This window comes from Bradyrhizobium sp. Ghvi (assembly GCF_900115265.1).
Lineage (GTDB): Bacteria > Pseudomonadota > Alphaproteobacteria > Rhizobiales > Xanthobacteraceae > Bradyrhizobium.
The window spans coordinates 1-21,883 of record NZ_FOVU01000013.1 but is presented as its reverse complement, the minus strand read 5'-3'; the positions used below and the strand labels follow the sequence as shown (position 1 = coordinate 21,883).

Sequence of the window (21,883 nt, the reverse complement as noted above, 5' to 3'; positions counted from 1 at the left end):
TCGGCGTTGCCACGATATCAATGCGGAGCCTGTCATGCGCATCGCAGCCTTGGTCGCCGCCATCGCTATTGCCTTCAGCCCCCTTGCCGCTCGCGCCGACGATGCCTCAACAGCGCAACGCGTGATTCGCGCCCAGGAGCAGGCCTTCATCCATGACGATGCGGCGACCGCTTATTCCTATGCCGCACCGGCCATCAAGCAAATCTTCCCCTCACCCGAGATCTTCATGGCGATGGTGCAGAACGGCTACGCGCCGGTCTATCGCCACAAGAGTTTTGAATTCGGCGATAGCAAGACCGAGGGCCGCTCGGTTGCACAGCGCGTCCATATCATTGATGCCAATGGCGAAGCCTGGGAAGCGCTCTACACACTCGAACAGCAGGCCGACGGAAACTATGAGATCACCGGCTGCTCGCTGCTGAAGGCGGGACAGGCGGTTTAGGTGGCGAAATTCGGTCCGGTCTTGACCGAATTCATGCGCGATCGGATCAACAGCGTCAATACGATGCCGACATTGAGCGCGTTCCAGGCCACGCCGTTGGCGAACGCAGCGGCATAGGAGCCGGTGGCATCGAAGATGACACCCGACACCCAGCCGCCGAAGGACATGCCGAACACGGAAGCGAAGATCACGATGCCGACGCGCGTTGCAGCTTCGCTCGCCGGCATCGCCTCGCGCACGATGATGGCATAGCTCGGCACGATGCCGCCCTGGAACAGGCCGAACATCGCGGAGATCAGATAGAGCGAGGTAAGACCGTCGAAGAACAGGTAGAACACCAGCGCAAAGCCCTGCGCCAGCGATCCGAGCAGCAGCGTACGGATGCCGCCGATCTTGTCGGCGAGATAGCCCGAGCCGATGCGACTGATGATGCCGCAGCCCATCATCAGGGACAACATCTCGGCGCCGCGCGCGACGCCATAGCCGAGGTCACCGCAATAGGCGACGATATGCACCTGCGGCATCGCCATGGCCACGCAGCAGGCGATGCTGGCGATCGAGAGCAGCACCGTCAGCGTGTTGGTCGATAGTTTCAGATCGACCCGCGGCGGCGGCGCATTGGCATGATTGCGAATCTGGTCGTTGCCCATCTGGGCGCGCAGGACGAGGACCAGAAGCGCCATCGTGCTCGCACAGACAATGCCGATGCCGATATGGGTGCTGCGCCAACCGGCGGTCTGCGTGCCCCAATTCACGATCGGCGGCCACATCGTGCCGGCGACATAATTGCCGCTCGCGACGATGGTCACGGCGAGGCCGCGATAGCGTTCGAACCAATGCGAGGCTTCCGCCATCAGCGGCGCGAAGGTCGCGGACGTACCAAGCCCGATCAGGAAATAGGCTGCCACGAACTGCCAGAGCTGCGTCGACAGCCCCGCCAGCACATTTGCGATGCCGAGGAAGACGATGCTGATCGCCATCGCCGGCACGATGCCGAATCGGTCCGTGATCTTGCCCGCGATCACGCCGCCGAGCCCGAAGCCGAACATCATCAGCGTGAAGGCCAGCGACACTGCACCACGCGTGGCGGCGAATTCGACCTGCACGACAGGAATCACCACGACCACCGCCCACATGCCGACGGCGCCGATCGAGCCGATCACAAGGGCGATCGCAAGCCTCACCCAAGCCTGACGCGAGTCAGGGGCGAAAGAACCCGGCTTCTGTCCTGGGTGATTTGGCGCGTGCACGGGCCGGACCATGTTCGCTGATCGCTTGATGGTCAAGCATTGTGCCGCGATAATGGGCATGCGCAGTGCGCTGCGGTAAGAAGGGCTTGGCGGAACCACACTTTGCGACTAGGTTGCGATTTGCGCGCAGTTTGTCGCGCGACGAGCATGACGGCGGGATGTTGTTGCATTTGACGAGATCGATGCGGATCAGGGTGGGGCAGCTCGTTGCCTTCGCCTATCTGTTCTGCGTGCTCGCCCCTGCTGCAGCGCTGGCTTGGGGCCATGGTCCGGCGCCCTGTCTTGATGAGGCGGTGCTGACTGATGTCGCTCCGGCCTATCAAACGATGCCGGCGGGCCACGTCCACGGCGCTTCGTCGCAGGATCATGCCGGCCTGCACGCGCATCACCAGGCCGCGCAAGACGCTCCTGTTCAACACCATCACGATGGCAAGGGCAAAGCCGGCGCCTGCTGCGGAATGATGTGCGTGAGTGCGCTGCCGGCCGAATTCCCCAGCGTCGCCAAGCCGCTCCAGCCGACCTCGGCCTGTACAGTCGAGATCACGGCGAGCCTGCACAGCGAAGCACCGCCCCAGCTCTACCGTCCCCCCATCGCCTGATCCGACGCGACGACGTCAGGCTGAGCGCGCGTCTGCGCGCGTGAGCCTTTGTCATCTGACAGATCAGGGATAAATCATGCTTGCGCTTTCCGGGGCGAAGTCCGCCGCCGCATCTGCGGCGCGTGGACGAGATGTGCTGTTTTGTTGGCTGCTGGCCTCAGCCGCGCTGGCGTTGTCCGGCTGCATGCCGGCAACGACCTCCGTGACCCCCGCGGATCCTGCCGATCCTGCGGCAAAGGTGGCGCGCGCCGGCTATCGGTCGACGATCGCGCCCTATACGAGCCTCCGGCCCGCGCCGCCCTCCCCCTGGCGCGAGCGCAACGATGCGGTGGCGCCGCCGGCTAAGCAGAATCAGTAGGAGCGCGCCGTGGCACACCATTTTGCGCGCAGTCTGTTCGCGCTTGCCGCGCTCAGCCTCTCCGGCTGCGCCGCGTTCTCGCCTGACAGCGGCATGACAGCTGTCTCGGACCTGACGAGCCAGTCCATCAACAAGGACGTCGCCTTCGTGCGGGCGGCCGAGGGAGCCGGCGCGGTCGATGCGCGGGTTCGCCAATTACTGACGCGGACACTCAACGCAGATACGGCCGTACAAATTGCCCTGCTCAACAACAAGGGGCTGCAAGCCGCCTACAATGAGTTGGCACTGGCCGAGACCGATCTGATCGAACAGAGCCTGCCGCCCAATCCCGTGTTCTCGATCTCGCGGATCTCCGGCAATGGCGCCAGCGAAATCGAACGCCAGGTGGTGGGCGACATTCTGGCGCTGGCCACGCTGCCGTTCCGATCCGACATCGCACGCGATCGCTTTCGCCAGGCGCAACTCCGCGCGGCACTGGCGACGCTTCGGCTCGCCGCCGATGTGCGGCACGCTTATGTCCGTGCGGTCGCAGGTAACGAGATGGTGGTTCTGCTGACGGATGCGAAATCGACGGCGGAATCGACCGCGCAACTCGCCCTCAAGCTCGGCGAGACCGGCGCTGTCAACAAGCTCGACCAGGCCCGCGAGCAGGTGTTTTACGCCGAGACGACCGCCGATCTCGCCACCGCGCGGCAGGCAGCGACCAGCGCGCGCGAAAGGCTGGCCCGGCTGATGGGGCTTTGGGACGCCGGTCTCGATTTCCGCTTGCCCAATGCGTTGCCGGCATTGCCACGGCGGCCGCAGGCATTGCCGTCGATCGAAGCCGACGCGGTCGCGCATCGCCTCGATCTGCAGATCGCTCGGCTGGAGCTGACGGCGCTGGCGAAGTCCTTGAACCTCACGGAAGCGACGCGCTTCGTGACGCTGCTCGATCTCGCCGGCATCTCCCGCCGCACCCAGGATCCTGAAGGCGCGCCGTTCCGCGAGCGCGGCTTCGACGTGCAGTTCCAGATCCCGATCTTCGACGGCGGCGAGGTGCGGGTGCGGCAGGCGGCGGAAACCTACAACCTCGCCTTCAATCGGCTGACCGAGCGTGCCGTCAACGTCCGCTCGGAAGCGCGCGATGCTTATCGCGTCTATCGCTCCACCTACGACATCGCGAGCCACTATCAGCGCGAGATCCTGCCCTTACGAAAGATCATCACCGGGGAGATGCAATTGCGCTTCTCCAGCATGCAGGTCGACATCTTTGCGCTCCTGACCGAAGCGCGGCAGCGACTGGCATCGCTGCGTGGCGCGATCGGTGCAAAGCAGAACTTCTTCCTCGCCCAGTCCGACCTGCAGACCGTCGTCAACGGCGGCGGCGCGCCGGCGGCCGGCGGCGACGCTCCAACCACCATCGCCGCGGCAGCGCCTGCCGATGGCGGCCACTGACATGGAGACCAGCATGTTTTCCCGCCGAGGATTTTTGGGCAGCGCCGCACTTGCCAGCGCATCCGTCGTCAGCGGCCGTGTCCAAGCGGCATCGATTCCGGAAGCGCCCACCATGGACAAGACGGTGATGCAGCCGCCGCTGCACCCCACGAGCGGCCCCGATTATCGTCCCGTCGTCACGCTCAACGGCTGGACGCTGCCGTTCCGCATGAATGGCGACTGGAAGGAATTCCATCTCGTTGCCGAGCCCGTGGTGCGCGAGTTCGCCGAAGGCATGAAGGTGAATTTGTGGGGCTACAACGGCCAGTCGCCAGGCCCGACCATCGAGGCGGTCGAAGGCGACAAGGTCCGCATCTTCGTCACCAACCGCCTGCCCGAATACACCACTGTGCATTGGCACGGCATGATCATTCCGAGCGGCATGGACGGCGTCGGCGGACTGACCCAGCCGCACATCCAACCCGGCAAGACCTTCGTCTACGAGTTCGAGATGAAGAAGAGCGGGACCTTCATGTACCACCCGCATTCCGACGAGATGGTGCAGATGGCGATGGGCATGATGGGCATGGTCGTCGTGCATCCGCGCGAGGCGAACTTCCGTCCCGTCGATCGCGACTTCGTCTTCGTGATGAGCACGTATCGCGTCGATCCCGGCACGTCTTTGCCGCATGTCAACGAGATGACCGATTTCAACATGTGGACCTGGAATGCGCGGGTGTTCCCCGGCATCGATCCGCTGCCGGTCCGGCTTGGCGACAAGGTGCGCGTGCGCATCGGCAATCTCAGCATGACAAACCATCCGATCCATCTGCATGGCCACAGCTTTGCGGTGACCTGTACCGATGGCGGCTGGATTCCCGAGAGCGCGCAGATCCCCGAGACGACCACCGACGTCCCGGTCGGCGCAGTCCGGGTGTTCGACGTGCTCGCCGACAATCCCGGCGACTGGGCGTTCCACTGTCACAAATCGCATCACACCATGAATGCGATGGGGCACGAGGTGCGCAACCTGATCGGTGTGTCGCGCAAGGATCTCGCCAAGGCGATCCGCAAGCTCGCGCCCGATGCGATGGCGATGGGCTCGACCGGCATGGCGATGGGCAACATGGAGATGCCGGCCCCCGAAAACACGCTGCCGATGATGACCGGCGCCGGCCAGTTCGGCCCGATCGAGATGGGCGGCATGTTCACGGTGATGAAGATCCGCGAGGACATGGCGCGCGACGATTACCGCGATCCCGGTCCCTACAAGTTCCCGCAGGGCACCGTCGCCTATGAGGTCGCGGTGCCTGCGGAGGAGCCGGCACGGCAGCCCGCCGGGCCGATGCAGAAGATGAAGATGTAAGTGAGCGTTTCAATGAACCACCAATCGGAGACTGCAATGACAAGAACAATCGGCATCTTGCTGGCGCTGGCCGCGCTCTCGGTCGCACCCGCCCTCGCGCACGAAGGACACGGCCATCACGGTTTCTCGGCCGGCGAGCCCGGCGACCCCAGCAAGCCTGCCCGCACCGTCGAGATCGCGATGAGCGAGATGTCCTACGAGCCGTCGAAAATCGATGTGAAGCGCGGCGAGCAGATCCGCTTCGTGCTGCGCAATGTCGGCAAGGAGGATCACGAGTTTCTGCTCGCCACCACCAAAGAGAATCTTGCCCATGCCGAGGTGATGAAGAAGCACCCGCACATGGAGCATGACGATCCGAACGGAGTGCGGCTTGCCCCGAACAAGTCAGCCGAGATCGTCTGGAAATTCACCAAGGCCGGAACATTCGAGTTTTCCTGCCTGATCCCCGACCACCGCGACTACGGCATGGTCGGCCACGTCAACGTGAAATGAACCAGTGGAGACAAATATGAAGCCGATCATCCGCACCACCGCAGCGCTCGCGCTGACCCTCGGCCTGACCACGGGCGCGCTCGCGCAAGCCGCTTCCATCAACGGCGAGGTCAAGAAGATCGACGAGAGCGCCGGCAAGATCACGCTCAAGCACGGCCCCGCCAAAAGCCTCGGCATGGACGAGCCCATGACCATGGTCTACCGCGTCAGGGACCCCGGCATGCTCAAGCAGGTGAAGGTCGGCGACAAGGTGTCGTTCGAGGCCGAGGAAGCGGCCTCGGGCTATACGGTGACCAAAATGCAGAAGGCAAAATAGCCAAGCGCCCCCTCAATTGTCATTCCGGGGCGGCTCGAAGAGCCGAACCCGGAATGACGACCTGGGCCCCCGAAATACCGCAGCCCACCCCTCCTCCGCCCCCTCCGTTAACCCTTTGCTAACCATACACCGGGCAAAAATTGCCGGGTGAAGTCGAGTGTCGTCAGCCGCGTAGAACGGGAGCTCCCGTGGACGCCAGTGCGGTGCCTCACTTTCGGAACGGCGGCCCATCGGCCGCCGCGCAGACGTTTGGGGCGCGCGGACGGCAGTCGCGCGGGGAGGCAGCTACCATGGTCGACGTCACCGCGGGACAGGGTGTAGGCGCAGCAAAGCCGGGCATCCCCTCCCTCTCCGAAATCGTCACCATCCTCAAGCGCGGCGACATCGCGCTGGCACTCGGCATCCTCACCATCCTGGTGGTGCTGATCCTGCCGCTGCCCGCGATCGTGCTGGACCTGTTCCTGGCGATCTCGATCACGCTCTCGATCCTGATCCTGATGACCTCGCTGTTCATCCAGGCGCCGCTGGAATTCTCCGCCTTCCCGACCATCCTCCTGATCTCGACCATGCTGCGCCTGTCGCTCAACATGGCCTCGACCCGCCTGATCCTGTCTCATGGGCACGAGGGGACGGATGCAGCCGGGCACGTCATCGAAGCCTTCGGCAGCTTCGTGATGGGCGGCAATTTCGTCATTGGCATCATCGTCTTCGCCATCCTGATCATCGTCAATTTCGTCGTCATCACAAAGGGCTCGGGCCGTATCGCCGAAGTCGCCGCCCGCTTCCACCTGGACGCCATGCCCGGCAAGCAGATGGCGATCGACGCTGACCTCTCCGCCGGCCTGATCGACGAAAAGATTGCCAAGGAGCGCCGCAAGGCGCTGGAGGACGAAAGCGGCTTCTTCGGCGCCATGGACGGTGCCTCGAAGTTCGTCCGCGGCGATGCGATCGCCGGCCTCCTGATCGTCTTCATCAACGTCGTCGGCGGCATGATCATCGGCGTGGCGCAGCAGGGCCTGTCCTTTGCCGACGCAGGCCGCAGCTACACGCTGCTGACCGTCGGCGATGGCCTCGTCACCCAGGTCCCGGCGCTGATCGTCTCGACCGCAGCCGGCCTGCTCGTCTCCAAGGCCGGCGTCTCCGGCGCGGCCGACAAGGCGCTGATGAAGCAGTTTTCCGGCTATCCGCAAGCGCTGGCGATGTCCTCCGCCGTGATGCTGGTGCTGGCGGCGCTGCCGGGCATTCCAACCATCCCTTTCCTCGCGCTCGGGGCCGGCGCCGGCGCGCTGGCCTGGACCGCGCGCAACCACAAGCGCACCACCGTCAAGGCCGAGGAAGCCGCCAAGGCCGCGCCGGCTCCGGGAACGCCCGGCGCGCCGGGCGCAGCGGCGGCCGACGAGCCGATCTCGGCGGCGCTTAAGATCGACGATCTCAAGATCGAGCTCGGCTATGCGCTGCTGCCCCTCGTCAACGGCCCAGATGGCACCGACCGCCTCACCGAGCAGATCAAGGCACTGCGCCGTTCGCTCGCGATCGAGATGGGGTTTGTCATGCCGGCGGTGCGCATCCTGGATAACGTCCAGCTCGAGGCGAACACCTACATCATCAAGATCAAGGAGGTCGACGCCGGCACCGGCAAGATCTGGCCGAACCAGTTCATGGTCATGGACCCCGGCGGCAGCCAGGTGCAGGTGCCCGGCATCCACACCACCGAGCCGACCTTCGGCCTGCCCGCGACCTGGGTCGACGCCAGCCTCAAGGAGGAGGCCTCGCTCAAGGGCTATACCGTCGTCGATGCCGCAACGGTGCTCTCGACCCATCTGACCGAGCTGCTCAAGGCCAACATGTCGGACCTCTTGTCCTATGGCGAGGTGCAGAAGCTGCTGAAGGAGCTGCCGAAGGAGCAGAGCGAGCTGGTCAAGGACATCGTGCCGGCGCAGGTCACGGTCTCCGGCATCCAGCGCGTGCTGCAGCTGCTGCTCGCCGAGCGCATCTCGATCCGCGATCTCTCGACCATCCTCGAAGGCATTGCCGACTCGCTCGCCTTCTCGCGCAACCCCGCGACCATGGTCGAGCATGTTCGCGCACGGCTGGCGCGGCAGATCTGCGCCCAAAACACCTCCTATGCCGGCTATCTGCCGCTGATCGCGCTGTCGGCGAAATGGGAGCAGGCCTTTGCCGAATCCATCATCGGCCAGGGCGAGGAACGCAGCCTCGCGATGCAGCCCTCGAAACTGTCGGAGTTCATGACCGCCGTGCGCGAGGCTTTCGAGCGCGCGGCCCGCGAAGGCGAGGCGCCGGTGCTGGTGACCTCTGCGGCAATTCGTCCCTTCGTCCGCTCCCTGGTGGAGCGGTTCCGCGCCCAAACGACGGTGCTGTCGCAGGCGGAAATCCATCCGAGGGCGAGGCTGAAAACGGTCGGAAGCGTCTGATTTGCCTTAAGAAGCCGTGTGTTTTTCGGCCACAGGCAAATGGTTTTTGAGTTCCTGGCGCTTGGTCGACCAAGTGTTGAAAAAGCGCCTTATAGGTAGGTTACATAATTGAAATAATTAGATAATCAGGCGATCGCTATAGAATTTTGATCGCGATCTTTCACGTCCTATCACGCTCTTGTGATGGCCTCTTGGGAACGAATCCCCCCAATACTAGGTTGTTGGGCACCGGAAGCATGAACCTGCCTGAAGAGGCCGGCGACTACTTCGGGTAGATGGCGGCAGGAGCCTTCCATGAACCACTCGATCTACAGCGCAGATCGCTCGACCCATCTGAAGATTGTGGTCGTGGCCCTCGTCGCAGGGATCGCGGTGGCTGGCTTCGGCATCACGGCCCGCACGGGTTCGGATGACGGCCTGACCCAGACTGCCCGCGTCATCAAGGCCGGCAAGCCGGTTGTGATCACCAGTTCGAACGCAACGCTCGTTCGCTAAGGAGATTTTGAGTTTCAGGAATTCACGCGGCCCTTTACCAGCCCCCCAAAGTCGCCACGTGGATATGTAGACGACCCCAACCCCAAGTCGACTACAGAAAGCGCCCGCCCCCCACGGGCGCTTTCTCATGTCTGGGGTATGTCGGCCAATTGTGAACGCCCACGCTTCGAGCTTGACCGTCGTGTCCCGGCTCTGCAGTGCGTAGCCCCGAGGCGCCGGGGTGTCCCGTGACAGATCCGTAGGGTCTGCATCTGACGGCCGGAAGCATAACCGCAAGCACCATGAGTGCCTGATACCGGGCCGCTGGCCTGGAACGAATGCCCCGGCGAAAAGCGGATGCGCGAAAACAGAATTTCGCGATCAGGAAGATCAAATCGTCTGCAGCTGCGGCGGCGGTGCGCCCCTGCAGAAATCCGGACTTCAGGCCTCACGCAGGTCCGATGGCGTCGCACCAAAGCGCTTGCGGAAGGCGCGGTTGAAATAGGACAAATCCGAAAAGCCGGAGGAATGCGCGATGTCGCTGATCTTGCGCGCCCGCGCGCGGGGATCGCCGAGCAGTTTGCGCGCCAGCAGCAGACGCTGCTCCAGAACGAATTCGGTGAAGGTGGTACCGGCCTGCTCGAACAGTCGCTGCGCCTGGCGCGGGCTGAGGCCTGAGCGGGTTGCGACCTCGGACAGGCAGAGATCGTTGCGACCGAGGGCGGCCATCACGTCGGCGCGCATGAGATCGAGGCGGGCCGCCGCATGACCGCGACCGCGTGCAAGCGCGGCGTGCTCGGCGTCGGTGCCGAGCAACAGGCCGACGAGATCGACCATGTGCTGCGCCGTCAGGCGCTGGCCGACGGCGTCGAGATGGGGCGCGTGATGGGCGGCAAGGGCGTGATAGCGGAAGATGGTTTCGGCGACCGCACCATCCGACAGCACCTGCGACAGCTTCTCCTCGGCACGCGGATTGATGTCGAGCAGTGCGCGGCGCGGCATGCGGATGGTGGTGAAGCGGTTCTCGTCGGTGTGGCCGACACTGCCGGTGATGCTCATGTCGGCCAACACCATCTGCTCCGGCGCCAGCTCGACCGTATGGCCGTTCTGCCGGACGCTGACGAAGCCGGCATGCGCGGCGATCAGCACCAGATCGTCGCTGCCATCGGCAAGGCCGCTCTGCGTGCGGGAATATTGCGCGGAGGCCCCTTCAGGGATGGCGAGCGCGATGTTGTCGACGACACTGACCTGCAGGCGGCAATCGATGCTGTCGCCGCGGCTCGGCCCGATCTCCAGGCCGCAGGAGCCTAAGGCCCGCTCGCGCCAGTGTTCGAACGCCGGCCCCTGCGGCAGGCCTGCATAGTGGTGGACAAAGATGCCGGTCGGCTTGGCTGCATCCATCTGGTTTCTAGCCCTCTCTGGCACCTTGATCGGCCACGCCGACTGCAAATTCCGGGCATTTGACGCCGCGAAACGGAGGGAGGTTCAAATCGGGGCTGGATTTGGCAGGACTTGTCGGATCGCGACGACGGAATGGACCGTGGCGACATTGCTGAAATTCGTGCAGAGCCATTGCCGTCATACCCCGCGCAGGCGGGGTATCAGTACGCCGCGGCTCATCGGCTCCATCATAGCCGTCTCGGAGTACTGGATCGCCCGGTCAAGCCGGGCGATGACAGCCCGCCCTTACACGCGGCTCTACTTCTTGGCTGGCGCCTGCGGCTGGGACGGCGGCACGGTCTCGATCAGCTTGCCGGAAAATACCGGCGCCGAAGTTGGCTGGCCGTTGGGCGAGCCGCCCGACGGCTCGACGGTGACGGCATAGGTTGCGCCGTTGACGACGTCGGCATCGTAGCCGGCGAGCACGGGACGCGCGGTGAAGTCGCCGCTGCCGATCACGCCGAGCGAGCGCGGCCGCGGCAGCTTGTCGGAGATCAGCCAGAGCTCGAAGCTCTTGCCCGGCTCCGGCGTCGCACCGACCTTGCGCACCGTGAAATTCTTGGTCGCGCCATCGATGGTGAGGATGAAGGCGGGACCGCCGCTCTGGCCCTGCAGCAACGCGACATATTGCGCGGGCGAAGACAGCGGCGAAGCCGGTGTCTTCACCTCGACCGTCTGGATGCGCGGTGCCGGCCGTAGGGCGCCGGGCAGCGCATCGGGCAGGAAGATCTGAAGCGACAGCGTCACCACCAGCACGGCCGCGAGCGCGCCCACGGCGGAGGCGATCGTGCGCCAGCGCTTCACGCGGCTCTCGAGCAGGATCACGTTGCTATCGTGGATAACGGGCGCCTGCGTTGCGGGTGCGACGCTCGGATCTGGCGCATGGGTCTGCGGCACGAATTGCGGCGGGAAGATCGGAATGGCGTCGGAGCTGGATCGCGACGGCTCCGATTGCTGTGCATCCGGCGACGAAGATTCCAGCGTTGGAGGCTCCAGCGCTGGAGGCTCGGGCGCAGGTAGCTCCGGCGGCGGCGGCGCATCCGACAGAGCTGGCGGCTGTTGCGACGAATCCTGTGTCGATGCCGCCGAGGCGATCTCGCGCCTGATGTTCTCCCACACGATCGGCCGCGGCTCGATGTTGCCAACCATCTGGTTGAGCACACCGAGCCGGATTTGCCAGGCCTGCACGATTGCGGCGAACTCCGGGTCCGCAGCCATCATGGTCGCAATCTCAGCGCGCTCGTCGGCATCAAGTGTGCCGAGCGCATATTCCGCTGCGAGCGCGATATGGTCCTCGCTGTAGGCCATCACTTGCTTTCACCTCTCCCGAAGGGAGAGGTCGATTTGCTCCCGGCGATGCGAAGCATCGTCCAGGGCAAATCGGGTGAGGGGTTCAGGTCCCACGAGAGAGCGCAGCCCCTCACCCGGATTGCATCTTGCGACGCAATCCGACCTCTCCCTATGGGAGAGGTGAAGCGAGAACGCCGCACCATTTTATGCACTGTCATCATCCTCTAAAGTCCGAGGCATTCCCGGATATCCAGCATGCTGCGCCGGAGCCACGTCTTCACCGTGTTGACGGGCGCTGCGAATTTTTCCGCCAATTGCTCGCGGCTCCAGCCGTTGTAATACGCGAGAAGCACAAGCCGCTGACGGTCCGGCTCGAGCCGGCCGATACATTCCAAGAGCCGCTTCAGCTCCTCGCTCATCTCGCGGCGCGCCAGCGGATCGGGACTTTCAGCAGCGACCTCCATCGCCTGCGGCTCTTCCTCGAGAGAGGCTTCCGTCTTCTTGCGCACGATATCGATGGCGCGATTCCGCGCGATCGACGCCATCCACGTGATTGGCGATGACAGTGTCGGATTGAACTGGCCCGCACTGTTCCAGATCTTGACATAGGTCTCCTGAATGACCTCCTCTGCGAGATCCTGTCGGCGCAAGATACGGAGCACGACGCCATAAAGTTTCGCGCGCGTGGCACCGTAGAGGCGCTCGAACGCCGCAGAATCGCGCTTCGCCACCGCCTCAATCAGCCCGACCAGCTCTGCTGGCGTCAGCATTCAGCCCCCCAACGCTCAGGCCCCGTCACATCCCTCTTCACCTCTCCCCGACGGGGAGAGGTCGATTTGCGCAGCAAATCGGGTGAGGGGGCGGAGGGCTGACGGGAGACCGTAACCCCTCACCCGGCGCTCCGCGCCGACCTCTCCCGAGGGAGAGGTGGGCACCGCCGTCGCTGGCACAGCATCATTCCGGCTACCATAGCGCGCGGCCGAGCCGGTCACCAAGAGGCGGCGCGCCACACTGTGGACAGCACACGCAAAAACCCGGACCTTGCGGGTCCGGGCTCGCAAATTCGCAACGATTTTGACGCGGGCTGCCGCTTACGCGACGGCGCCGATGCGAGAGCGCATCAGGCCGATGCTGTCGAGATCGGCCTGCTCGCGGGCGTTCTCCTCGGCGCGCTCGCGGGCCTGGTCGCGCTCGTCCAGCAGCTCGACCTTCTTCAGCTCCTCGAAGGCTTCGCCGAGCGCGGCCTTGGCTTCCTCGAGCTGGCCCTTCAGCTCGTCGGCCGAGCGGGTCAGGTTCTCGCGGCGCTGGATGGCAGCCTTGGCGTAGGTCGGATAGGCGAAGTGCGAGGGATCGTTGATCCCGGCGCGGTCCTGCTCGGTCTGGATCTCACGTTCAAGATCGACCGACATCCGCTGGAAGTCGGCGATCATGGACTCGATCTGGGCGACCCGGCGGCGCTTCTCGTCGACCTGAAACTTCTTCAGGCGGATGAGGGTATCTCGTGACTTCATCGACTCGTACTCCCCAGAAGTCCCTTGGCTGCTCGACATACACACATTGGGACGGCACCGGTCTCCCCACAGGCCCTGATGGGGCCCAGACCGGCTCTGCTACTCTGTGGGGACGGATGATGACGCGACAAAGTTAGCGTTCCGTTTCCAAATTACCGAGGATTTGCGCCAATTGGCGGTAGCCGTCGGCCAGCGAGGCGTTTTCGTCCTTGCGCTGGCGCAGGAAGGCCTCCAGCGGCTCATGCAGGCGGATCGCCTCGTCGACCTCGGGGCTGGAGCCGGCCCGGTACGCGCCGAGGCGGATCAGTTCTTCCATGTCGGCGTAGGTCGCCATCACCGCCCGCGCCTTCTGGATGACGGGCCAGAACTGCGGATCCGCCGATTTCGGCATGGTGCGGGAAACGGATTTGAGGATGTTGATCGCGGGGTAGCGGCCGCGCTCGGCGATCGAGCGCTGCATCACGATGTGGCCGTCGAGGATGCCGCGGACGGCGTCGGCGATCGGCTCGTTATGATCGTCGCCGTCGACCAGCACCGTGAAGATCGCGGTGATGGCGCCTTCCCCGAGCCCCGGGCCGGCGCGCTCCAGCAGCTTCGGCAACTCGGTGAAAACGGTCGGCGTGTAGCCCTTGGCGGTCGGCGGCTCGCCGGCGGACAGGCCGATCTCGCGCTGGGCCATGGCAAAGCGCGTCACCGAGTCCATCAGGCAGAGGACATCCTGGCCCTCGTCGCGAAAATATTCGGCGATCGCGAGCGTCAGATAGGCGGCCTGTCGCCGCATCAGGGCCGGCTCGTCGGAAGTTGCAACCACCACGACGGAGCGCGCGAGCCCTTCTTCCCCGAGATCGTCCTGCAGGAATTCCTGCACCTCGCGGCCGCGTTCGCCGATCAGGCCGATGACGCTCACGGCGGCATCGACGTTGCGCGCGAGCATCGAGAGCAGCACCGATTTGCCGACGCCGGAGCCTGCGAAGATGCCCATGCGCTGGCCGCGGCAGCAGGTCAGGAAGGTGTTCATCGCACGAACGCCGAGATCGAGCGGGCTGCCTACGCGCTTGCGCGAATGCGCCGGCGGCGGCGTATTGCGGAACGGCATCGGCGAGGCGCCTTGCGGCAACGGCCCCTTGCCGTCGATCGGCTCGCCCAACGCATTGACGACACGGCCGAGCCAGGCCGACGACGGACGCACCAGATTGGCGGCATTGGCGATCACGGCCTTGCAGCCGCGGCGTACGCCCTCGAGTCCGGCGAACGGCATCACGACAGCATTGCTGCCTGAGAAACCGATGACCTCGCAGGGGATCGAACGGTTGGCGCCGGTCTCGATCACGAGCCGTGCGCCGACTGACATCGCGTGAATCGGGCCGGCGACTTCGACCATCAAGCCGCGCACGCCGACCACGCGACCATAGATATTGATGCCGTCGATATCGCCGATCTGTTCGGCAAGAGCTTTCATTGACCGGCCTTCATCAAACAGCCTTCATAAGAGTGGCCTTCACAGCAGCGCACGCCTTCATGATTTGGCCTTGACGGCGAAACGATTAAGTTTCGCCATATTTCTGAACGGCGCTTAACGTCGTGTTTACCCGCATCGTTAATCATTGCGTCACTGTCTTTGTGACTGAGCGTGGCTCCCTTTCAGAAGAAGGCTGAGTCGCGGGAGTCGGTTAGGCCCGTCTCTTAAAGTGGAACTTGAACGGACTCGGGTAACGAAAGCTGCTTCGCGGACAAGACCTTAGGGCGATTCGACAAAAATTGCACCCGGGGGGACTTGCGTTCCAGAATCAGGATTTGTTAACCATCTGTTGTCAGGATCCGAATCAGTTGTTCAAAGGCGTTTTGTTGAGTGCCGCGAATGCGGCCGACCTGACGCCCAGGAGCGGCGACTATGGGGAACTGGCATGCGCGTTTTGCTGATTGAAGATGACAGCGCCGTCGCGCAGTCGATCGAGCTGATGCTGAAGTCTGAGAGCTTCAACGTCTACACGACCGATTTGGGGGAAGAAGGCGTCGATCTCGGTAAATTATACGATTACGACATTATCCTTCTCGACCTTAACCTGCCCGACATGTCCGGCTACGACGTGCTCAAGCAGCTTCGGGTCTCCAAGATCAAGACACCGATCCTGATCCTCTCCGGCCTCGCCGGCATCGAGGACAAGGTCAAGGGTCTCGGCGTCGGCGCCGATGACTACATGACCAAACCCTTCCACAAGGACGAGCTGGTTGCCCGCATCCATGCGATCGTGCGCCGCTCCAAGGGTCACGCCCAGTCGGTCATCCAGACCGGCGACCTCGTCGTCAACCTCGACACCAAGACGGTCGAAGTCGGCGGCCAGCGCGTGCATCTGACTGGCAAGGAGTACCAGATGCTGGAGCTGCTCTCGCTCCGCAAGGGTACGACCCTCACCAAGGAAATGTTCCTCAACCACCTCTATGGCGGCATGGACGAGCCCGAGCTGAAGATCATCGACGTCTTCATCTGCAAGCTCCGCAAGAAGCTCGCCAACGCTTCCGAGGGCCGCAATTTCATCGAGACCGTGTGGGGCCGCGGCTACGTGCTGCGCGAGCCGCACGAGGCCGACGAGCGCATTCCCGCCTGATCCGTTTACGTCGCGAGCCGCCTTTCGGCTCGCTCCTCCCAGCCTGGACCCCGCCGCAAATGGCGGGGTTTTGTTTTTTGAGGGGATCGCTTCGCCCGAAGCTGAGGTTTGAACCGCTACCCTTTGCCAGCCGACGAATGGTCTGCATGATGGGGGGACCATGATCCTGCAATCGCTCGCCGGCCTGCCCGCCTTCCTGGTCTATTTCTGCACCGGGTTGATCGCGGTCGTGGCATATCTGTTCGTCTATACCCGGATCACGCCGCACAACGAGTTTCAGCTCATTCGCGACAACGATCCAGCGGCTGCGATCGCGCTCGGCCTCAGCCTGCTCGGCTTCGTGGCGCCGCTGTTCAGCGCAATCGCGCATTCGGCCAACGTGCTGGACTGCCTGATCTGGGCTGCGATTGCGCTGATCGTGCAGGTCGCAGTGTTCTACATCGTCAAGATTCCGGTGCCGAACCTGTCGGGGCGGATCGCCGCCGGTGAGCTGGCACCCGCAATCTGGCTTGGCCTCTCGTCACTCGCCGCAGGCCTGCTGAACGCCGCCTGCATGATTTACTGATATGGCCGCGAAGCCTCCCAGCAAGGAGTTCGGCAAGCGCCGGCCGCGTATGCCGGCGGATCTGCCCCTGCCGCCGCGCGAGCCGGTGAAGCGCTCGGGCCATGTCGCGCTGCTGGTGATGGGCACGATCGCGGTCGGCACCACTGCCTTCACGTTGATGCCGCGACGAAACTGCGATCCCACGCCTCCCGGGGCGATAGTCCCCGGGGCGACAGCCCCCGGGACGACTGTCCCTGGCGCATTGGCGCCCGTGCAGACGAGCACCAATTGTAGCGGCAGCTCATCGGGCAGCAGCGGCTCGCACTGGTCGTCCCGGTCCAGCTTCTACAGCAGCGACTCCTCCAGTCATTCCTCGTCGGGCGGCTCGTCCGACTCAGGCTCCGGCGGCGTCAGCCGCGGCGGGTTCGGCTCGTTTGCGCATGCGTTCGCGGGCGGCAGCTGACGCATGCAACGCATCATCTGTCCGGAGCGCGATGACTGGCGGCACACTGCCGAGCAATGCGGCTTCGCCTTCCATACCATCGACGGCGAACGCTATTGGGACGAGAGCGCCTATTACGCCTTCGATCTCGCTGAGATCGAGCGCGGAATCGAGACGCCGACCGGCGAGATCGACGCGATGTGTCTGGAGCTTGCCGGCCGGGTGATCGGCGAGGAGCGCTATTTGCGGCGTTTGAAGATTCCGGAAGCATTTTGGAACTTCATCGCCGAGAGCTGGAAGCGCGATGACCGCAGCCTCTACGGCCGCCTCGATCTGAAATACGACGGCGAGGGCCCGGCAAAACTGCTCGAATACAACGCGGACACGCCGACCTCGATCTTCGAGGCCGCGGTATTTCAATGGACCTGGCTCGAGCAGGCCATCGAGCGGCGGATCATCCCCGCGCGCGCCGACCAGTTCAACTCGATCCATGAACGGCTGATCGCTGCCTGGAAGGAGATTGCCGCCGGCCAACATCTGCACCTCACCGGCACGACGGGCAACGAGGAAGACGCCGGCACGCTCGCTTATCTCGAAGACACCGCACGTCAAGCGGGCCTCTCGACCACGCTGCTGGATGTCGAGGAGATCGGCTGGCGCAACGAGGCCGGCGGCTTCGTCGATCTCGATAACAACGACATGGCGCTCGTCTTCAAGCTCTATCCCTGGGAATGGATGTTCCATGACGCCTTCGGCACCAAGCTGGTGGAGGCACCAACGCGCTGGATCGAGCCGCCATGGAAGGCGGTGCTCTCGAATAAAGGCATCCTGCCGTTGCTCTGGGAGATGTTTCCGAACCATCCCAATCTGCTACCGGCCTTCTTTGAGGACGATCCGCGTGCAGCCGAACTCGGCAGCTCCTATGTCCGCAAGCCGCTGCTGTCCCGCGAAGGCGCCAATGTCACGATAGTGTCGGGCGGAATGTCGCTCGACGAGCACGAAGGTCCCTACGGCGCCGAAGGCTTTGTGCGCCAGGCGCTGTCACCGCTGCCGAATTTTTCGGGCGTCTATCCCGTGGTGGGAAGCTGGCTGGTGAATCACGAGCCGTGCGGGTTGTCGATCCGCGAGGACGAGAGTCCGATCACGGGAAACGGCTCGCGGTTCTTGCCGCATGCGATTTTGTGAAATGCGCTCGCGACCCCACCGGGGGACGCGAGCGCGAAAGCCCGCATGCTGGCTTAGGGCGTCTTGACTATGAACCTACCGTCGTACAGGCCCGCGCCCTTGAACCCGCTTTGCACACTCTCGAAGCCGCCTGTGCCCGTCGCGTTTGCGTACGTTCCGGTGCCCGACAGGATCGTATATTCCCCCTTGGCCTTTCCGTCCTTGACCGCGCCGGTGTAGCGCGCCGTGATCGAGGAGCCGTCTTCGAAGGTGTAGGTGCTGTAGCCGAACATCGGCCCTGAGCCTTTCAGCAGGTCGGAGGAATTGACGAAATCCTTCACGGCAACGCGGCCGTCCTTGAAGAAGGCAACCCCGAACATCTTGCCGGACATGACCGTCTGACCTTCGACGTTCGCGACCTCAGTGACTTTGACGTCGATCGGTTTGGTGACGAGCTTGAATTCGAGCACCTGCTCGCCGGCGAGAGCCGTCGCGGGCAACGAGAGTGCTGCCAACAGGAAATAAGAGGCGCAAGACATTCGCATGATATGTCCTCCTTAAAACAGGTCACGATATTGAAAAAACCGCCTCCCTAGGGCGGGCGATCGAGACCATAGCACAAAGGCCGGACGCCCATGAGGGCCACGTCGAAGCGCACCGCTGGTGCGGTAGCCGAGTAATCCGCGCTATCTCAAATGCCGCTGAAATTCCGGGTATGACAACGAAAGAGCCGGCAGGCACCGGCGCTCAGCCGCAACAACGCCGCTCGCTCCGACCGACAGTCGTACGGCAGATCACCGCGCTGCGGCGACCTTCAGCGGTTGTGGCATCAATCCCCCCATCGGGCGGCCGGAGCGCACCGGATTGAGCTGATAGAGGCCGCGACGATCGGACATCGGGCGGAATGCATCGGTGATGCCGACGACGGATTCCGCCGCGCCCAAGAGCAGCGCGCCATCGGCTTCCAGGCCCTTCGCCATGCGCTCGAAGATCACCGCCTTGGTATCCTGATCGAAATAGATCAGCACGTTGCGGCAGAAGATCACGTCGAATGTGCCGAGATGGGAGAAGTCCTGCAACAGATTGAGCTGGCGGAACTGCACCATCGCGCGGACATCGGCATTGAGCTGCCAGACATCGCCAGCTTGCGTGAAGTATTTCATCAGGAGCTGGATCGGCAGACCGCGCTGCACCTCGAACTGGCTGTAGACGCCGGCCCTGGATTTCTCCAGCACCTCCTGCGACAGATCAGTGGCGACGATCTCGATGCGCCAGCCGGCGAGCGCAGCGCCCATCTCCTTCAGGCACATCGCGATCGAATAAGGTTCCTGCCCCGTCGACGAAGCCGCCGACCAGATGCGCAGGCTCTTGCGCGCGGCGCGGGCCTGGATCAAGCTAGGCACGATGCTGTCGCGCAGATGGTCGAACGGGATCCTGTCGCGGAAGAAGAACGTCTCGTTGGTGGTCATGGCCTCGACCACGTCGGTCGCAAGCCTGCCATCGCCGTTCCTGATCTTGAGAACGAGATCGGTGATGCCTGACAGACTCGCCTTGCGGGCCAGCGGCAACAGCCGGCTCTCGACCAGATATTGCTTGTCGGGCGACAAATCGAGACCGGAGCGCTCCTTCAGGAACTTGCGCAGGTAGTCGTAATCCGCGGGCGTCACGAGCGGTCTCCCGCAAACAGACGGTTGACCTTGGCGCCGATCTGGTTGAGCGGCAGGATCGCGGCGCAAATGCCGGCGTTGGCGGCGGCTCCCGGCATGCCCCACACCACGCTGGAAGCTTCATCCTGCGCGATCACGCTGCCGCCGGCTGCCACGATATCCTTGCCGCCGCGCATGCCGTCAGAACCCATGCCCGTCAGGATCACGGAGAGGATGTTGCCGTGCCAAATGTCGATCGCGGAGGTGAAGAGCGGATCGACCGCGGGCTTGCAGAAATTGACGGCAGGGCCGTCGTCGAGCGCGATCACGGTGTCCACACCGCTGCGGGCGACACGCATGTGCTTGCCGCCGGGCGCGAGATAGATGCGCCCCGGTTTCACCGGCTCGCCGTCGACCGCTTCGGCTGCCGGCCGGCGGCTCGAACGCCCCAGATGCTCGGCGAGAATGGTGGTGAAGGTCGGCGGCATGTGCTGGGTGATCAGCACCGGGAAGCGGTCGATCACAGGGCCGAGCTCGGTGACGAGCGCCATCAGCGCCTGAGGGCCGCCGGTCGAGGAGCCGATCAGCAGCACCTTCGGCGCCTGGGTCGAGAACGGACGGGTGGTGAGCGGGCCCGATGACAAGGCAGGCGCGGCGGCAGCCGGTGCCGGCCGCACCACAACCGGTGCACGCGCAGCCGGTGCAGCGGGGCTCGCGGGCGCCAGCGGCGGACTCGCCACGGCCGCCTTCCGGCGCAGCCTTGCACCGAGGTGACGGATCTTCTGGATCAGGTCATGATGGAAGATATCCGCAGCGGCTGTCTCGCGCGTCGATTCCGGTTTCGGAATGTAGTCGGCCGCGCCGAGCGACAGCGCCTTGAAGCTGATCTCAGCGTTGCGGCGGGTCAGCGTCGACGCCATGATGATGACGAGATCGCGCTTCTTCGCCAGCAGTTTCGGCAGTGCCGAGATGCCGTCGAGCTCGGGCATTTCGATGTCGAGCACGGCGACGTCGGGGTTGATGCGTTCGAGCTGGTTGACCGCCTCGAGGCCGGTGCGCAGCGACGCCGCGACCTCCATGTCGTGCTCGGCTCCGACCCAGCGCGAGATCAGACCGCGTATCACGACGGAGTCGTCGACGATCATCACCCGCAGCGGCCCGGCTTCGCGCGACGGGCTCGTGGTCGAATTGCCTGCGTACGCCACACTCATTACTCACCAACTCAGACTGAAACGGTTTTAGTTGAAACGAATGCCGAAGGAGCCAGCCTCCGGTGTTTCGCTAGATCAAGCCGACTTCCTGGAACTTCGCCGTCACGATGTCCTTGTCGAACGGCTTCATGATGTATTCGTTGGCGCCGGCGTGCAGCGCGCGCGCGATATGCGCGACGTCGTTCTCGGTGGTGCAGAACACCACCTTGGGCTGGTCGCCGCCGGGCATGCGGCGAAGATGGCCGAGGAACTCGTAGCCATCCATGACCGGCATATTCCAGTCGAGCAGCACGGCGTCGGGCAGTCCGCGCTTGCAGGCTTCCAGCGCCTTCTCACCGTCCTCGGCTTCAAGAATCTGGAAGTCGAGGCCTTCCAGGATCCGGCGGGCAACCTTGCGGATGACGCTGGAATCATCAACGACGAGACAAGTTCGCATGTGAACCTCTGCTTCCTGTCCCCTGTGCGGGGCACTTTCAATTGCGGGTCTGCCGGCGGCAATGCCGCCGTATCAGGCCGCCATCATCTCGGGCGCGAGCTCGAGGACGCGATCGACGTCGAGGACGACCATGAGCTGTCCGTCGAGGCGATGGACGCCGCCGGCGAGCTTGGCCATGCGAGGGTCGAGATTGACGGGGTTGTCTTCCTTGCCGTCCTCGGGCAGGCGCAGCACCTCGCCGATCTGGTCGATCAGGAGGCCGTAGGATTCGCCGCGCAGGTCGACGCCGACCGCCATCGGCGTCTTGCCGTCCTCGTCCCTGGGCAGGCCGAGGCGAGCGCGCATGTCGACCACGGTGACGATGCGGCCGCGCAGGTTCAGGACGCCCGAGATCTCGCGCGAGGACAAGGGAACGCGGGTGACGCGCTCGGGCATGAACACGTCCTGGACG

At 64.0% G+C, this 21,883-nt stretch carries 24 protein-coding genes; 13 read left to right on the top strand and 11 right to left on the bottom strand.

The features are described 5' to 3' along the window. Positions 1 to 34: 34 nt before the first annotated feature. Positions 35 to 442 (top strand): DUF4864 domain-containing protein, encoded by a 408-nt coding sequence (locus BM374_RS32205; RefSeq protein WP_092302189.1) that lies wholly within the window; start codon positions 35 to 37, stop codon positions 440 to 442. Here BM374_RS32205 and BM374_RS32200 read toward each other — a convergent pair. After that, on the bottom strand, positions 439 to 1,704 hold the full coding sequence (locus BM374_RS32200; protein ID WP_092302186.1) for an MFS transporter: 1,266 nt from the start codon (positions 1,702 to 1,704) through the stop codon (positions 439 to 441). The two genes, BM374_RS32205 and BM374_RS32200, sit on opposite strands and share 4 nt — an antisense overlap. Before the next feature lie 170 nt (positions 1,705 to 1,874). Here BM374_RS32200 and BM374_RS32195 point away from each other — a divergent pair, with 170 nt between their 5' ends. The 8 genes from BM374_RS32195 (at position 1,875) to BM374_RS32160 (ending at position 9,163) form a co-directional block, all read left to right on the top strand. Further along, positions 1,875 to 2,291 carry a hypothetical protein gene (locus BM374_RS32195; RefSeq protein ID WP_244552767.1) on the top strand — a complete coding sequence of 139 codons (417 nt, stop codon included), beginning with the start codon at positions 1,875 to 1,877 and terminating at the stop codon, positions 2,289 to 2,291. Positions 2,292 to 2,367: 76 nt separating this feature from the next. Further along, positions 2,368 to 2,649 (top strand): hypothetical protein, encoded by a 282-nt coding sequence (locus tag BM374_RS32190; protein ID WP_092302184.1) that lies wholly within the window; start codon positions 2,368 to 2,370, stop codon positions 2,647 to 2,649. A gap of 9 nt (positions 2,650 to 2,658) precedes the next feature. Continuing rightward, positions 2,659 to 4,083, top strand: coding sequence for a TolC family protein (locus tag BM374_RS32185; RefSeq protein ID WP_092302182.1), 1,425 nt, complete (start codon positions 2,659 to 2,661; stop codon positions 4,081 to 4,083). A 13-nt stretch (positions 4,084 to 4,096) separates the two neighbouring features. Further along, positions 4,097 to 5,428 (top strand): copper oxidase, encoded by a 1,332-nt coding sequence (locus tag BM374_RS32180; protein WP_092302379.1) that lies wholly within the window; start codon positions 4,097 to 4,099, stop codon positions 5,426 to 5,428. A 12-nt stretch (positions 5,429 to 5,440) separates the two neighbouring features. Then, a complete protein-coding gene (locus BM374_RS32175) occupies positions 5,441 to 5,920 on the top strand; it encodes a cupredoxin domain-containing protein (protein ID WP_502689477.1) in 480 nt (159 codons plus the stop codon). 16 nt (positions 5,921 to 5,936) lie between these two features. Then, positions 5,937 to 6,236, top strand: a complete 300-nt coding sequence (locus BM374_RS32170) for a copper-binding protein (RefSeq protein ID WP_177248686.1) — start codon at positions 5,937 to 5,939, stop codon at positions 6,234 to 6,236. Between the two features lie 290 nt (positions 6,237 to 6,526). Beyond that, complete coding sequence (flhA, locus tag BM374_RS32165) at positions 6,527 to 8,668, top strand: flagellar biosynthesis protein FlhA (protein ID WP_177248685.1); 2,142 nt, start codon at positions 6,527 to 6,529, stop codon at positions 8,666 to 8,668. Positions 8,669 to 8,962: 294 nt separating this feature from the next. Continuing rightward, the gene (locus BM374_RS32160; RefSeq protein WP_092302175.1) at positions 8,963 to 9,163 is read left to right on the top strand and encodes a hypothetical protein; all 201 of its coding nucleotides are present in this window, start codon (positions 8,963 to 8,965) and stop codon (positions 9,161 to 9,163) included. A gap of 420 nt (positions 9,164 to 9,583) precedes the next feature. Here the strand turns inward: BM374_RS32160 and BM374_RS32155 are convergent, their stop codons facing one another. The 5 genes from BM374_RS32155 to fliI all read right to left on the bottom strand — a co-directional run bounded on the left by BM374_RS32155 (position 9,584) and on the right by fliI (position 14,842). Further along, a complete protein-coding gene (locus BM374_RS32155) occupies positions 9,584 to 10,543 on the bottom strand; it encodes a helix-turn-helix transcriptional regulator (protein WP_092302173.1) in 960 nt (319 codons plus the stop codon). Positions 10,544 to 10,840: 297 nt separating this feature from the next. Further along, positions 10,841 to 11,890 (bottom strand): anti-sigma factor, encoded by a 1,050-nt coding sequence (locus BM374_RS32150; RefSeq protein WP_092302171.1) that lies wholly within the window; start codon positions 11,888 to 11,890, stop codon positions 10,841 to 10,843. 206 nt (positions 11,891 to 12,096) lie between these two features. After that, positions 12,097 to 12,642: a sigma-70 family RNA polymerase sigma factor gene (locus BM374_RS32140; protein ID WP_092302168.1), complete on the bottom strand. Its 546-nt coding sequence runs from the start codon at positions 12,640 to 12,642 to the stop codon at positions 12,097 to 12,099. A 321-nt stretch (positions 12,643 to 12,963) separates the two neighbouring features. Next, entirely contained in the window at positions 12,964 to 13,383 is a 420-nt protein-coding gene (gene fliJ, locus BM374_RS32135; RefSeq protein ID WP_092302166.1) for a flagellar export protein FliJ, read from the bottom strand. 133 nt (positions 13,384 to 13,516) lie between these two features. Continuing rightward, entirely contained in the window at positions 13,517 to 14,842 is a 1,326-nt protein-coding gene (gene fliI, locus BM374_RS32130) for a flagellar protein export ATPase FliI (protein ID WP_092302164.1), read from the bottom strand. A 445-nt stretch (positions 14,843 to 15,287) separates the two neighbouring features. Between fliI and ctrA the strand changes: the two genes are divergently transcribed. The 4 genes from ctrA to BM374_RS32110 all read left to right on the top strand — a co-directional run bounded on the left by ctrA (position 15,288) and on the right by BM374_RS32110 (position 18,160). Next, positions 15,288 to 15,989, top strand: coding sequence for a response regulator transcription factor CtrA (gene ctrA / locus BM374_RS32125; RefSeq protein WP_016848562.1), 702 nt, complete (start codon positions 15,288 to 15,290; stop codon positions 15,987 to 15,989). A gap of 160 nt (positions 15,990 to 16,149) precedes the next feature. Further along, positions 16,150 to 16,554, top strand: coding sequence for a DUF350 domain-containing protein (locus BM374_RS32120; protein WP_092302162.1), 405 nt, complete (start codon positions 16,150 to 16,152; stop codon positions 16,552 to 16,554). Between the two features lies 1 nt (position 16,555). Then, positions 16,556 to 16,996: a hypothetical protein gene (locus BM374_RS32115; RefSeq protein WP_092302160.1), complete on the top strand. Its 441-nt coding sequence runs from the start codon at positions 16,556 to 16,558 to the stop codon at positions 16,994 to 16,996. Between the two features lie 3 nt (positions 16,997 to 16,999). Continuing rightward, positions 17,000 to 18,160, top strand: coding sequence for a glutathionylspermidine synthase family protein (locus tag BM374_RS32110; RefSeq protein WP_092302157.1), 1,161 nt, complete (start codon positions 17,000 to 17,002; stop codon positions 18,158 to 18,160). A 53-nt stretch (positions 18,161 to 18,213) separates the two neighbouring features. Here BM374_RS32110 and BM374_RS32105 read toward each other — a convergent pair whose 3' ends face one another. The 5 genes from BM374_RS32105 to BM374_RS32085 all read right to left on the bottom strand — a co-directional run. Beyond that, positions 18,214 to 18,684, bottom strand: coding sequence for an MORN repeat-containing protein (locus tag BM374_RS32105; protein ID WP_092302155.1), 471 nt, complete (start codon positions 18,682 to 18,684; stop codon positions 18,214 to 18,216). Between the two features lie 249 nt (positions 18,685 to 18,933). Next, positions 18,934 to 19,806 carry a CheR family methyltransferase gene (locus BM374_RS32100; RefSeq protein ID WP_092302153.1) on the bottom strand — a complete coding sequence of 291 codons (873 nt, stop codon included), beginning with the start codon at positions 19,804 to 19,806 and terminating at the stop codon, positions 18,934 to 18,936. Then, a complete protein-coding gene (locus tag BM374_RS32095; RefSeq protein ID WP_092302151.1) occupies positions 19,803 to 20,996 on the bottom strand; it encodes a protein-glutamate methylesterase/protein-glutamine glutaminase in 1,194 nt (397 codons plus the stop codon). Before BM374_RS32095 ends, BM374_RS32100 begins: the two co-directional genes overlap by 4 nt. A 70-nt stretch (positions 20,997 to 21,066) precedes the next feature. Continuing rightward, entirely contained in the window at positions 21,067 to 21,432 is a 366-nt protein-coding gene (locus BM374_RS32090) for a response regulator (protein WP_007600538.1), read from the bottom strand. Between the two features lie 72 nt (positions 21,433 to 21,504). Beyond that, positions 21,505 to 21,883 (bottom strand): chemotaxis protein CheW (locus tag BM374_RS32085; protein ID WP_092302149.1); only part of this gene is annotated, 379 nt, incomplete at its 5' end.